The organism is Pueribacillus sp. YX66, assembly GCF_041725775.1.
In the GTDB taxonomy this organism is placed as follows: domain Bacteria; phylum Bacillota; class Bacilli; order Bacillales; family UBA6769; genus Pueribacillus.
The window spans coordinates 92363-105009 of record NZ_JBEUEL010000002.1 but is presented as its reverse complement, the minus strand read 5'-3'; the positions used below and the strand labels follow the sequence as shown (position 1 = coordinate 105009).

The window sequence follows — 12647 nt, the reverse complement described above, 5'->3', positions numbered from 1 at the left end:
ACAGATGAAAAGTGGAAAGGTCATAACAATAGAAGACCGAATTCCTAAATTAAAAGCGGAGAGGAAGCGGAAAGCGAATCGACGTTTAATTATATACTTGTCGCTCTTTTTTTTATTAATCTTGCTCGTCGTTTATTTACAATCACCGTTAAGCAAAATTGGTAAAATTACAATTGAAGGCAACCATTACGTTGCTGATTCTTCTATTGTAAAAGCTGGCAATTTAACGAATGAGACAAGCTTTTGGAACATTAATACGAAAGAGTTAGAGAATAAGCTTTTAAAATCAAATGTTCAATTGTCTGATGTTAAAGTTCACAAACGTTTTCCGAATACAATTTACATAGAAGTGAAGGAATTTGTTAGAGTCGCTTATTTAAAAGAGAAAGATGCCTATTTTCCAATTTTGGAAAACGGTAGAGTAATTGACAAGCTTTTATCAGATGAAACTCCTGTAAATGCACCTATTTTGGCAAATGCAGATAAAAAGAAATTAGAAGAAATTGCAAATGAATTGAAGCAACTGCCCCAAAGCTTAATTCAACGAATTTCTGAAATAAAGTTCACCTCATCTGAAACAATCTCCTATGATTTACGCGTTTTTATGAATGATGGATTTGAAGTAAGGACATCTGTAGCGAATCTCGCTGAAAATCTAAGAAAATATCCTGCTGTAGTCAGTCAAATTGAGCCTGGAAAACGCGGGATTATTCATTTAAATGTTAGTACTTATTTTGAAGAGTATAAGAGTAAGAATGAGGAGGAAACAGAACATGAAAGTGAAGGGTAAACACGTTATCTACGCTCTCGTTCTGTTACTTGTTGGATTCATGCTCTCATACTCTTATCATCTTACGACGAAAGAAAAAAATTTGAGTCGTATATCTGAAACAGAATGGGAAAAAAAAGACAAGCTTCGCGATGAAATTTTGCGAATTCAAAATGAAAATAGCACAAGGTTTAATGAATTAAAAGAATTACAGGCTGAAGTTCAAGAAATTGAAAAAAATCAAGTCGATAACGAAAAAATGAGTTCAAAACTCGTTGAAGAACTTGAACAACTAAGAATGGTGACAGGTACGGTGAAAGTAAAAGGTCCTGGTATCGTCGTTTCCCTTCGTGATTCATCTTACATACCAGACCAAGATAATCCAAACAACTATATCGTTCACGAACACCATATTCAAAAAGTCATTAATGAATTGCTCATTTCCGGTGCAGAAGCCATTTCGATTAATGGGCAACGGATTTCATTTAACTCATATATTTTGTGTATCGGTCCAGTGGTTGAGGTTGATGGAGTTCAATACTTTGCTCCATTTGAAATCGCCGCAATTGGCGATGTAGATATGATGGAATCTTCAATAAACTTAAAAGGAAATGTAAAAGACCAACTCGTTGAAAATGGGATTGAAGTATCGATTGAAAAAAAATCTGAAGTTGTGATGGAACCTTTTTTTAGTGGGAAAGGAAGAGGGGCTTGAAGCCACAATCGATCATCGTTTTTACATTAAGTACGTTAATACTTGGATTTATGTTAGCAGTACAATTCCAAACGTTTAAAAGTCCGAATGAACGTGATACAAGAAGCATATGGGAGTTAAGGGAAGATTTGGAAAAAGAGAAACAAAAACAACTTCAGTTAAATACGGAAATTTCCCATTATGAAATATTACTTAATGAGTATAAGCAAAACTCAGATCAAGACCGGGTACTCGTAATGGAAGAAGCATTAAAAAAATTGAAACATGAAGCCGGTTTAACGACTGTATATAGTAAAGGCATCGTTCTCCGAATCGAACCATTATTCAAGGAAGAATTGATCGGGGAAGAAATCCCGCAATTAACAGCAGAATTACTTTCTCGTCTTATGAATGAATTAAATACGTTTGGGATTGAACATATTTCAATCGCAGAACAACGAGTCATAGCTTTAACAGCGGTTAGAGAAGTGAATGGACAGACGTTTTTGAATAATCGCTCGTTACCGGATTTGCCGATTGAAATTAAAATCGTTGCAGATGATGTCGCAAAGCTTTTGGACCAATTTAAAGCATCGAAAATTTCGGATGAGTTTGCCGAGGAAAACTTGTCCATCACTGCAGAGTTGAAAAATAACGTTCATATTATTCCTTACGATCGAAACATTAAAGTAAACTATATGCAACAATATGAGGAGGGTTCGTAATGTGGCTTCCGCTACTCGGACTATTAATCGGTATTATGTTAGGCTTTTCAACAGAGTTGCGAGTGCCGGAAGAATACACACAATATTTGTCAATTGCCGTATTAGCAGCATTAGACACACTCATTGGTGGTATTCGAGCCCATTTGCAATCGACCTTTGACGATCGTGTATTTATTTCAGGCTTTTTCTTTAATATTGTTCTAGCTGCAAGTTTAGCTTTTCTCGGTGTTAATCTTGGTGTAGACTTGTATTTAGCGGCTATTTTCGCTTTTGGCGTACGATTGTTTAATAATATAGCAATTATTCGCCGTATTTTTTTACAGAAGTGGTCCGAAAAGAGAAAAAACAGCTGAAAATCTTAATAAAAAAAGAGGGAATGACCCCTTTTATGTGGAATACAGTTTTAATCGAACTATTTATTTGTAACAATGAATAAGGTGGTGCTCTGAGATTGAACAGCAACGACATATTTGTTAGCTTAGACATCGGAACATCGAATATAAAAGTAATTATCGGTGAAATGGTCGATGAATCTTTAAATATCATTGGTGTTGGAACGGCACCGTCACAAGGGTTGAATAAAGGTGCAATCGTTGATATAGATGAAACCGTGCGTTCAATAAAAAAAGCTGTTGAACAAGCCGAGAGAATGGTTGGTGTTCAAATTGAGTCTGTCATTGTTGGTGTTGGTGGTAATCATATTGCGCTCCAACCATGTCATGGTGTTGTCGCTGTATCGAGTGAAGATCGTGAAATTCGTAATGAGGATGTTATTCGCGTTATTGAGGCAGCTGAAGTTGTTTCAATTCCGCCAGAACGTGAAATTATCGACGTCATCCCTCGCCAATTTATTGTAGACGGGTTAGATGAAATTAATGATCCACGTGGAATGATCGGTGTTCGTTTAGAAATGGAAGGAACGATCATTACAGGTTCAAAGACAATCCTACATAATTTATTGCGTTGTGTAGAAAAAGCAGGTTTAGTCATTGCTGACATTTGTTTACAATCGATTGCAGCTGGCTCAATCGCACTTTCTCGTGATGAACGAGAACTTGGTGTTGCACTAATCGACATTGGCGGCGGATGTACGACAATCTCAGTTTTTGAAGAAGGTTACTTACGAAAAACAAGCGTCATTCCTGTTGGAGGAGAACATATAACGAAAGATATTTCGGTCGGTTTACGTATTTCAACCGAAGAAGCGGAAAGAGTTAAACTTAAACACGGACATGCTTTTATTGATCTTTCAACAGATGAAGAAGTTTTTAAGGTTACTAGAATTGGAAGTGCAAAGGAAGAAGAATATAATCAGTTTGAAATAGCACACATTATTGAAGCTCGGGTTACAGAAATGATTGAAATGGTCGATAAAGAATTAGAGGGTCTCGGTTACCCGAACCTTCCAGGTGGCTATGTCCTAACAGGTGGGGTAGCCTCCATGCCTGGTGTCTTAGAGTTGTCACAATATATTCTTGAAAACAATGTCAGAGTGGCTTCACCTGACTATTTAGGTGTTCGTGAGCCAAAATACACGGTAGGAGTTGGATTAATCCAATTTACATATCGTAATGTAAAAATACAAGGTCGAGAAGTTGCTGCCGGAATTAGCCATGAACTTCCACCCAAACCAAAGAAAAAGGTAGCGGATCAGAAGAAGAAACGTAACGATGAAAGCAATTCGAACGTAGTAACGAAAGTGAAAAGTTTCTTTGGATCTTTTTTTGATTAAAGAAGAGTGATACGATTTTCAAAACTTAGGAGGATTTAAGATGCTAGAATTCGATATGGATGTTCATCAATTAGCAAAGATTAAAGTGATAGGCGTCGGTGGTGGTGGAAGCAATGCGGTAAACAGAATGATTGAACACGGTGTTCGCGGCGTTGACTTCATTGCAGTTAATACCGATGCACAAGCGTTAAATTTATCTTTAGCAGAAACGAAACTTCAAATTGGTACGAAACTAACGAGAGGCCTTGGAGCCGGAGCTAATCCTGAAATTGGCAAAAAAGCCGCTGAGGAAAGCAAAGAACAAATTGCTGAAGCATTAAACGGTGCGGACATGGTATTTGTGACAGCTGGAATGGGTGGCGGCACAGGGACTGGAGCTGCGCCTGTAATCGCTGAGATTGCGAAAGAAAACGGTGCGTTAACAGTTGGTGTTGTAACGAAACCATTTACGTTTGAAGGTCGCAAGCGTTCAAGTCAAGCCGCGAATGGAATTTCTGTTTTTAAAGAAAAAGTTGATACACTCATCGTTATACCGAATGACCGTTTACTTGAAATTGTTGATAAAAATACACCGATGCTTGAAGCGTTTAGAGAAGCAGATAACGTACTTCGACAAGGAGTACAAGGAATTTCAGATCTAATTGCGGTTCCGGGTTTAATTAACTTAGACTTTGCTGACGTAAAGACGATTATGACTGAAAAAGGGACAGCATTAATGGGCATCGGGATCGCCACGGGAGAAAATCGTGCATCTGAAGCAGCACGAAAAGCAATTTCAAGCCCACTTCTAGAAACTTCAATTGATGGAGCGAAAGGTGTATTAATGAATATTAGCGGCGGTGCGAATTTAAGTCTTTACGAAGTGAATGAAGCAGCAGATATCGTATCATCAGCTTCCGATCAAGACGTAAATATGATCTTTGGTTCCGTTATTAACGAAGATTTAAAGGAAGAGATTGTCGTAACTGTGATTGCAACTGGTTTCGATGAAAAAGAAAATAGCCAACGACAACAGGCACCGAGCCGAATGACTCAATCAAATGTTCAGCCGAACGTGAGTAGTCAAAAAGAAGAAGCGCCTCAAGCAGATGAAAGAAAGTTTGGCACTCAATACCAAGATACAGGTGATACGCTAGACATTCCAACATTTTTGAGGAACCGAAATCGCCGCCGATAAAGCGAGACTTCCATTAGCGTAAGCTAATGGTTAGCGAGACTTATCAGGTTTCTAACGCCCGTTTGAACGAGTGAAATTACGGGCGTTTGACACGTGGAAAAGCGAGACTTAGGACCACAGGAAGTGGGTCATGCAGACGTTGCCACACGATGTGGCGTTTGTAGTCTGCCTGCCTATTTAACAGCTAATGGTTAGCGAGACTTATCAGGTTTCTAACGCCCGTTTGAACGAGTGAAATTACGGGCGTTTGACACGTGGAAAAGCGAGACTTAGGACCACAGGAAGTGGGTCATGCAGACGTTGCCACACGATGTGGCGTTTGTAGTCTGCCTGCCTATTTAACAGCTAATGGTTAGCGAGACTTATCAGGTTTCTAACGCCCGTTTGAACGAGTGAAATTACGGGCATTTGACACGTGGAAAAGCGAGACTTAGGCCCACAGGGGCTCCGTCGAGTGTGCTGTACTGAGGAGAGTAAACCCATAAAGGAAACTTGCCTATTGGCAAGTCTTTTAAGACGCAGACAAAGGCTTGGTTGCGCTTATATTAGGGGCTTAATATTTGCAACTACATCGAGCTTCTTCTAGTTGCAAATTTATTCTTTCCTTACGTAGAACAATACATCGTTGAATAATCATTGGGTGTCTCGAACGTGGCGTCCTTAGTCTGTCTACAGGTTTCTAACGCGCAAGTATGTGCAGTACGTTAAAAATGAAAAGCTGTTTTAAAAACACGACAAATGCTTGTCGTGTTTTTTTGATCCAATCTACCATCAGTGGTGACAAAAATAGTGTGCTTTATTCAAAATAACAAGGAGATGCTCGTCATAAACTGACAAACTTATCAATAGAATAATTATATACTAAAGACAAGAATAAGGATTGGAATGAGCTAACTTGACGGTTTATGTAGATGTCATTTGGCTTTTGAATTTTTTCACAGATTATCTCTTGTTAATGCTTACGGGACTGTTTCTGAAAAGAAAAATAAATAAGTTACGGATAGCGATTAGCTCAGCAGTTGCTTCGATGTACGTATTACTTATATTTACCCATTATGCATCAGTCTTTTATCATCCTGTTAGTAAATTTATATGTTCTATGATTATCGTTTATATCGCATTTCGGTTTAAACGGTTTTCTTATTTTTTTCAGAATGTTGCTATGTTTTATTTCGTAACATTCATGATTGGAGGAGGATTGATTGCAGTCCGCTTTTTTTTACTGACGGATTCTCAATTATTGAATGGAATCGCTTCAATGCCATTCACAGGATATGGTGATCCGATAAGCTGGCTTTTCGTCGCAATCGGTTTTCCGTTGCTATGGTTTTTCACACGGGAACGGTTGACTAACATGGAGTACCGTTCAATGACATTTGAGCAAATGGCGGATGTTCAAATATTTATAGAGGAAGAAATTATTCAGTTGAAAGGGTTGATAGATAGTGGAAATCTGCTTACTGATCCGATTACGAAAGTTCCGGTTATGATTATGGATATATCAACCGTAAACAAGTCACTACAATTACACGAATTACATGAGAGCTCTCTTTCAATGATTGACAACGAACATCCGTGGTATTCAAGAGTTAGGCTTATTCCATTTCGTTCTGTTGGACAAGAGCAACAGATGCTTGTCGCGTTGCGACCTGAACGTATTGAAATCGTTCATAACGATGACAAGTTTATTGTCAAACATTGTTTAGTTGGTTTAAGCAAGCAACGTCTGTCAAGTGATGGAGATTTTGAATGCATATTGCATCCTAAAATGCTGCTACATAAACACGCATCTTAAAATGAGAATGGAGGAAGAGAAAGATGAAAATGTGGAAATTCCGAATGATCAAGTTTTGGCACAAAATTCTAAATCGATTCGGAATAAAAACGGATGAAATTTATTATATTGGAGGAAATGAAGCATTACCAGCTCCATTATCAAAAGAGGAAGAAGCGGTATTAATTGCTAAGCTTCCTAAAGGAGATGCAGATGCGCGTTCGCGATTAATTGAACATAATTTAAGACTCGTTGTATACATCGCACGAAAATTTGAAAATACGGGTATTAATATTGAAGATTTAATTAGCATCGGTACAATTGGATTAATAAAAGCAGTGAATACGTTTAATCCTGAGAAAAAAATAAAACTTGCCACGTATGCTTCCCGTTGTATTGAAAATGAAATTTTAATGTATTTACGAAGAAATAATAAAACACGTTCAGAAGTTTCCTTCGATGAACCGCTAAACGTCGATTGGGATGGGAATGAGCTGTTACTTTCGGACGTATTAGGAACGGAAAATGATATTATTACGAAAGGAATTGAAGACCAAGTCAATCGTAAATTGTTGTTTAAAGCACTATATACACTAAATGATCGTGAAAAACAAATTATGGAATTGCGTTTTGGTTTAAGCGGTAAAGAAGAAAAAACACAGAAGGATGTTGCAGATTTACTAGGGATTTCTCAATCGTACATCTCCCGATTAGAAAAACGAATTATTAAAAGGTTAAGGAAGGAATTTAACAAAATGGTGTAATGTAATTATGTGAGTGCGTCGAAATTTTAACTTGTTCATCGATATGAGACACGAAAACATGGTCAAGAAATTGTAAGCTCGCTCTATTGTTAAGTCTGGGTCATACATTTACGTTTATTTAAAAGTGAGATAGCAACTTGCTATCTCACTGAATATTTTTATTCATTTGTTGGATCGCTGCTTTTTCTAGCCTCGAAACTTGGGCTTGAGAAATTCCAATTTCATTTGCCACCTCCATTTGAGTTTTCCCTTGAAAAAAGCGCATAATTAAGATCGATTTTTCCCTCTCATTTAGCCGTGTCATCGCTTCTTTTACGGCAATGTCTTCTGTCCAAAACGTATCTTTATTTTTATCATCGCTAATTTGATCCATCACATAGATTGGGTCTCCCCCATCGTTGTAAATAGGTTCAAATAATGAGACAGGATCTTGAATCGCATCTAATGCAAAAACCACTTCTTCTTTCGGGACGCCTAGTTCCTTTGCAATTTCCTGAGCCGTTGGCTCTTTTGAATGTTTAACCATTAATTTATCTCTTACTTGTAACGCCTTATAAGCAACATCTCTTAACGAACGTGATACTCGAATCGGGTTGTTATCTCGTAAATACCTCCTAATTTCACCTATAATCATCGGTACTGCATACGTTGAAAATTTAACATTGTGGCTTAAATCAAAATTGTCGATCGATTTCATAAGCCCAATACAACCAACTTGAAAGAGATCATCGATATATTCGCCACGGTTATTAAATCGTTGAATGACGCTTAAGACAAGACGTAAATTTCCATTTACTAATTTTTCTCTTGATGATAAATCACCATTTTGCATTTTTTTAAACAGTATACGCATTTCTTCATTTTTGAGTACAGGCAGTTTAGACGTATCAACTCCGCAAATTTCAACTTTATGTCGAGTCAATTCTTTCCCTCCTATTGGGGATGGTGTCTTAAGTAAGTATCTCCGCAGGAAGGAAAAATATGCACAAAAAATTGTTTGATGACGTCGACTAATTGTAAAAAACAATCGTTTATTAGTGATATTTGTTCTACTAAAACTCTTTTTTAGCGAAACGTTCAAATTTTATTAGTTGTACATATACTTTACTGAAAGGTGGGAATGGATATGAAAATTTCTGAATTTCAAGTAAAGGATGTTGTCAGTGTTTCCAACGGAAAAAGACTCGGTCACATTTACGATTTAGAAATAAATACGACGACTGGAAAAATTGAAGCGATTATTATTCAAAGTAGCGGAAAAATGATGGGCTTATTCGGTCGTGATCAAGATCTGATGATCCCTTGGAAAAATATAATAAAAATTGGTACAGATGTAATTCTCGTCCGTCTCAATGAAACGGAATTTAATGAAGAATTGCAATCATGATGCAGTAATCATTTACAATATATGATAAAATAAAGAATAAACTTTCAGTATTAAACAAGAGGTGTCGAAATGACGGAAACCTTGTATGAAACTGATGATCCATCGATATTATCTATAAAAAAGTGGGAGAGCGATCAACATATCATTGCTGGGATGACAACTCGACACGGAGGAACAAGTCAATCACCGTATCAGTCTCTTAATGTCGGCTTTCACGTTAAGGACCGACTAAGTGATGTATTAAATAACCGGCACATCGTTGCGAAAAAGCTTTCCATTCCTTTACAGCAGTGGGTTGTTGGAACACAACCCCATGGCAATAACATTTATAAAGTTAAGCGTGGAGATAGAGGAAAAGGTGCAACGACGGAACACACCGCAATTCGTGAGGTAGATGGGCTATATACGACAGAGCGTGGAATTTTACTCGTTTCTTTATATGCTGATTGTGTACCTATTTACTTTATTGAAAAGCAACGTCAAATGGTTGGTATTGCTCATGCGGGTTGGAGAGGAACAGTTGCCAACATAGCGGGAAAAATGGTTGAAGCGTGGCGGAAAGAAGGAATTGATCCTACAAAGATACAAGTTGTCATCGGACCGTCGATCGGGCCATGCTGCTACGAAGTGAATGATGTTGTCATGAGTGAAGTGAACAAGTTTCAATTCGATAAAAATGTTGCGCAAAAAAATAAGTCTAATCAATATATGTTAAACTTAAAATTGTTGAATAAATTGCTCTTAATTCAAGCAGGTATTCCTGAAAAAGACATATACCTGTCTCCATTATGTACGAGTTGTTTACATTCCACTTTCTTTTCGCATCGAAAAGAGAATGGCCAAACAGGAAGAATGATGGCATATATTGGATTACGATAGGACAGTTTACATAAGAAAAAACTAGGGTGAGAACATCTTGATAATGAAAGAAAATATTTTAGCAGTTCATAAAAAAATTGAAGAAGCTTGTCAAAGAGCGAATCGTAACCGAGAAGAGATTACGGTCGTAGCTGTTACGAAATATGTCGATGAACTAAGAGCGAAGGCTGTAGTCGATTTAGGTATTAAACACCTCGGAGAAAATCGTGACAATCAATTTATTCAAAAATATGAAGCGATTGGAGAACGGGCGACCTGGCATTTTGTTGGTACACTTCAATCGAGAAAAGTAAAAAATATAATCGATAAAGTAGACTATATCCATTCACTTGATCGGCAGTCATTAGCGAAAGAAATTAACAAACGAGCAACTAAGAAAGTAAAATGTTTCGTACAAGTAAATGTCGCTAAAGAAACATCAAAGCATGGTTTATTTGTGGAAGAAGTCATTCCATTTATCGAAAATCTTCAATCATATGAAAATATAGAAGTTATAGGTCTCATGACGATGGCGCCGCATACGAATGATGAAAACCTCATTCGTCCAGTTTTCAAAACATTGAAATCACTTCAAGAAAAAGTGAAAAATATGCACTTGCCTCATGCCCCGTGTGAGCACTTATCGATGGGAATGTCAAACGATTATACGATTGCAATTGAAGAAGGAGCGACTTTTATTAGACTTGGCAGCACAATCGTTGGAACAAATATAGAATAGGAGTTGAAATGATATGGGAATAAAGTCAAAATTTAAACGTTTTTTCGAACTCGATGAAGAAATGTACGAAATTGAAGAAGCGTATGCAACTACGAGCGAACCACAATATGACGAGCGTTCGGCTGTAAAAAAAGCTGAAAATGTTGTAAGCTTACAAAGTGTACAACAAAACGTAAAAGTAATTTTAGTCGAACCTCGTGTTTATTCAGAAGTACAAGAAATTGCTGATCAGCTAAAAAGTCATCGTGCCATTGCAATGAATCTTCAACGTGTACCTCATGATCAAGCGAAGCGCATTGTTGATTTTCTTAGCGGAACCGTATATGCAATCGGCGGTGACATTCAAAAACTCGGTGAACATACATTTTTATGTACGCCTGCTAACGTAGATGTATCAGGTAAAATTTCAGAAATAATCCATGAGGACTAATTTGAGGGCGGTGGCAATAGTTTGGGAACAATTGCAAGTTTAATCATTACAATTCTTAACATATACTCTTGGCTCATCATCATTTATATTTTAATGAGTTGGGTTCCAAACGCTAGGGAGTCAGGCTTTGGTCAAATGCTCGGTCGGATCGTAGAACCTTATTTAGAACCATTCCGAAAAATTATTCCGCCACTAGGAATGATCGATATTTCCCCAATTGTTGCGATTATTGCACTACGTCTTGCTGAACGTGGAGTCGTAGAAATTTTTAAAATGTTAATGTAGGTAACATCGATGGATATTTATCAACATTATCGTCATGATGAAAGGCTATTTCTTGATCAAGTGTTTGAATGGATTCAAATGGTAAAAGACTCGTATGCTTTTAGGCTAACTGATTTTCTTGATCCGAGACAGCAGGAAATTGTGACTCAACTGGCGAACTATGATGGGGAAGTGAACGCCTATTTTCATGGCGGATTAGAAGATGCTGAGCGAAAACGGGGTATTATTGCACCCACTTATTTTGAACCAAAACGTTCAGATTATGGACTCGCTTTTTTTGAGCTTCAATACGCGGTGAAATTTTTTACAATTGAGCATAGCCAACTTCTCGGAGCTTTAATGAGTTTAGGGTTAAAACGTGAAAAATTTGGTGATATCCTTATAAATGGACAAGCTGTTCAGTTTGTCGTAGTTGACGAAATCGCCGAATATGTAATGTTACACTTAGACTCAGTCGGAAGAGCTCCAGTAACATTACATAAGCTAAGCAAAGACGAACTAATAGAACCGGATGATGAATGGCGTTCATACACTGGAACAATTCCCGCTTTACGACTTGATGCATTGCTTGCTGAAATTTTTAACATTTCACGTTCAAAAGCTGTTACATACATACAAAAAGCGCTCGTAAAAATCAATTGGAAAGTTGTCGAACAACCGTCGTATGAATGCCATATTTTTGATACAATTTCACTTAGAGGTTTCGGAAGAGCAAAATTGCAAGTACTTGAAGGACAAACCCGAAAAGGAAAATGGCGGATTCAATATAGTAAAAAATTATAACTTTAGGGGGTGGCATCCGTGCCATTAACACCGCTTGATATTCATAACAAAGAGTTTAATCGGGGACTTCGTGGCTACGATATCGATGAAGTGAATGAATTTCTTGATCAAGTGATTAAAGATTATGAAGCGCTCATTCGTGAAAACCAAGATTTACAGGAAAAAGTCGATACGTTAAACGAAAAAATTACTCATTATTCCGATATCGAAAACTCATTAAAAAATTCGATTCTCGTTGCTGAACAAACGGCTGAAGAAGTAAAGCGTAATGCAAATAAAGAGGCTGAACTTATCATTCGTGAAGCAGAAAAAAATGCTGATCGCATCATTAATGAAGCTCTTTCCCGCACACGTAAAATAGCAGTTGAAGTCGAAGATCTGAAAAAACAAGCGTCTGTATATCGAACGAGGTTTCGTATGCTTATCGAGGCACAATTAGAAATGCTAAATCACGATGAATGGGATGAAGTGACAAATCCAATTACAGAAGTTGAAGAAGAACAAGTAGAGGATCCAATTTAAGCTTGACG

16 protein-coding genes are annotated in these 12647 nt (G+C 37.4%); 15 read left to right on the top strand and 1 reads right to left on the bottom strand.

The annotated features are described in order from the left end of the window. Nucleotides 1-4: 4 nt before the first annotated feature. The 8 genes from ABU914_RS01565 (at nt 5) to sigE (ending at nt 7635) form a co-directional block, all read left to right on the top strand. Nucleotides 5-790 carry a cell division protein FtsQ/DivIB gene (locus ABU914_RS01565; RefSeq protein ID WP_379668001.1) on the top strand — a complete coding sequence of 262 codons (786 nt, stop codon included), beginning with the start codon at nt 5-7 and terminating at the stop codon, nt 788-790. Then, on the top strand, nt 774-1484 hold the full coding sequence (locus tag ABU914_RS01560) for a DUF881 domain-containing protein (RefSeq protein ID WP_379668000.1): 711 nt from the start codon (nt 774-776) through the stop codon (nt 1482-1484). The genes ABU914_RS01565 and ABU914_RS01560 overlap by 17 nt, the downstream gene beginning before the upstream one ends. After that, complete coding sequence (locus ABU914_RS01555; protein ID WP_379667999.1) at nt 1481-2188, top strand: DUF881 domain-containing protein; 708 nt, start codon at nt 1481-1483, stop codon at nt 2186-2188. Before ABU914_RS01560 ends, ABU914_RS01555 begins: the two co-directional genes overlap by 4 nt. After that, nucleotides 2188-2541 (top strand): small basic family protein, encoded by a 354-nt coding sequence (locus tag ABU914_RS01550; protein ID WP_379667998.1) that lies wholly within the window; start codon nt 2188-2190, stop codon nt 2539-2541. The genes ABU914_RS01555 and ABU914_RS01550 overlap by 1 nt, the downstream gene beginning before the upstream one ends. A gap of 98 nt (nt 2542-2639) precedes the next feature. Next, nucleotides 2640-3920, top strand: coding sequence for a cell division protein FtsA (ftsA, locus tag ABU914_RS01545; RefSeq protein WP_379667997.1), 1281 nt, complete (start codon nt 2640-2642; stop codon nt 3918-3920). Between the two features lie 40 nt (nt 3921-3960). Then, nucleotides 3961-5097 (top strand): cell division protein FtsZ, encoded by a 1137-nt coding sequence (gene ftsZ / locus ABU914_RS01540; RefSeq protein ID WP_379667996.1) that lies wholly within the window; start codon nt 3961-3963, stop codon nt 5095-5097. 895 nt (nt 5098-5992) lie between these two features. Continuing rightward, nucleotides 5993-6892 (top strand): sigma-E processing peptidase SpoIIGA, encoded by a 900-nt coding sequence (gene spoIIGA / locus ABU914_RS01535; protein ID WP_379667995.1) that lies wholly within the window; start codon nt 5993-5995, stop codon nt 6890-6892. Nucleotides 6893-6915: 23 nt separating this feature from the next. Continuing rightward, entirely contained in the window at nt 6916-7635 is a 720-nt protein-coding gene (sigE, locus tag ABU914_RS01530; protein ID WP_379667994.1) for an RNA polymerase sporulation sigma factor SigE, read from the top strand. Nucleotides 7636-7780: 145 nt separating this feature from the next. Here the strand turns inward: sigE and sigG are convergent, their stop codons facing one another. Further along, on the bottom strand, nt 7781-8557 hold the full coding sequence (gene sigG, locus ABU914_RS01525) for an RNA polymerase sporulation sigma factor SigG (protein WP_379667993.1): 777 nt from the start codon (nt 8555-8557) through the stop codon (nt 7781-7783). A 204-nt stretch (nt 8558-8761) separates the two neighbouring features. On the opposite strand from sigG, the gene ABU914_RS01520 reads away from it, so the two are divergent. The 7 genes from ABU914_RS01520 (at nt 8762) to ABU914_RS01490 (ending at nt 12639) form a co-directional block, all read left to right on the top strand. After that, nucleotides 8762-9022, top strand: coding sequence for a YlmC/YmxH family sporulation protein (locus ABU914_RS01520; protein ID WP_379667992.1), 261 nt, complete (start codon nt 8762-8764; stop codon nt 9020-9022). A 69-nt stretch (nt 9023-9091) separates the two neighbouring features. Next, nucleotides 9092-9901, top strand: coding sequence for a peptidoglycan editing factor PgeF (gene pgeF / locus ABU914_RS01515; protein WP_379667991.1), 810 nt, complete (start codon nt 9092-9094; stop codon nt 9899-9901). A 37-nt stretch (nt 9902-9938) separates the two neighbouring features. Beyond that, a complete protein-coding gene (locus ABU914_RS01510) occupies nt 9939-10619 on the top strand; it encodes a YggS family pyridoxal phosphate-dependent enzyme (RefSeq protein ID WP_379667990.1) in 681 nt (226 codons plus the stop codon). Between the two features lie 13 nt (nt 10620-10632). Next, nucleotides 10633-11049 (top strand): cell division protein SepF, encoded by a 417-nt coding sequence (locus ABU914_RS01505; RefSeq protein ID WP_379667989.1) that lies wholly within the window; start codon nt 10633-10635, stop codon nt 11047-11049. 21 nt (nt 11050-11070) lie between these two features. Next, nucleotides 11071-11334 carry a YggT family protein gene (locus ABU914_RS01500; RefSeq protein ID WP_379667988.1) on the top strand — a complete coding sequence of 88 codons (264 nt, stop codon included), beginning with the start codon at nt 11071-11073 and terminating at the stop codon, nt 11332-11334. A 9-nt stretch (nt 11335-11343) separates the two neighbouring features. After that, nucleotides 11344-12117, top strand: coding sequence for a YlmH family RNA-binding protein (locus ABU914_RS01495; protein ID WP_379667987.1), 774 nt, complete (start codon nt 11344-11346; stop codon nt 12115-12117). 18 nt (nt 12118-12135) lie between these two features. Beyond that, nucleotides 12136-12639: a DivIVA domain-containing protein gene (locus ABU914_RS01490; RefSeq protein ID WP_379667986.1), complete on the top strand. Its 504-nt coding sequence runs from the start codon at nt 12136-12138 to the stop codon at nt 12637-12639. The last annotated feature ends 8 nt before the right edge of the window (nt 12640-12647 follow it).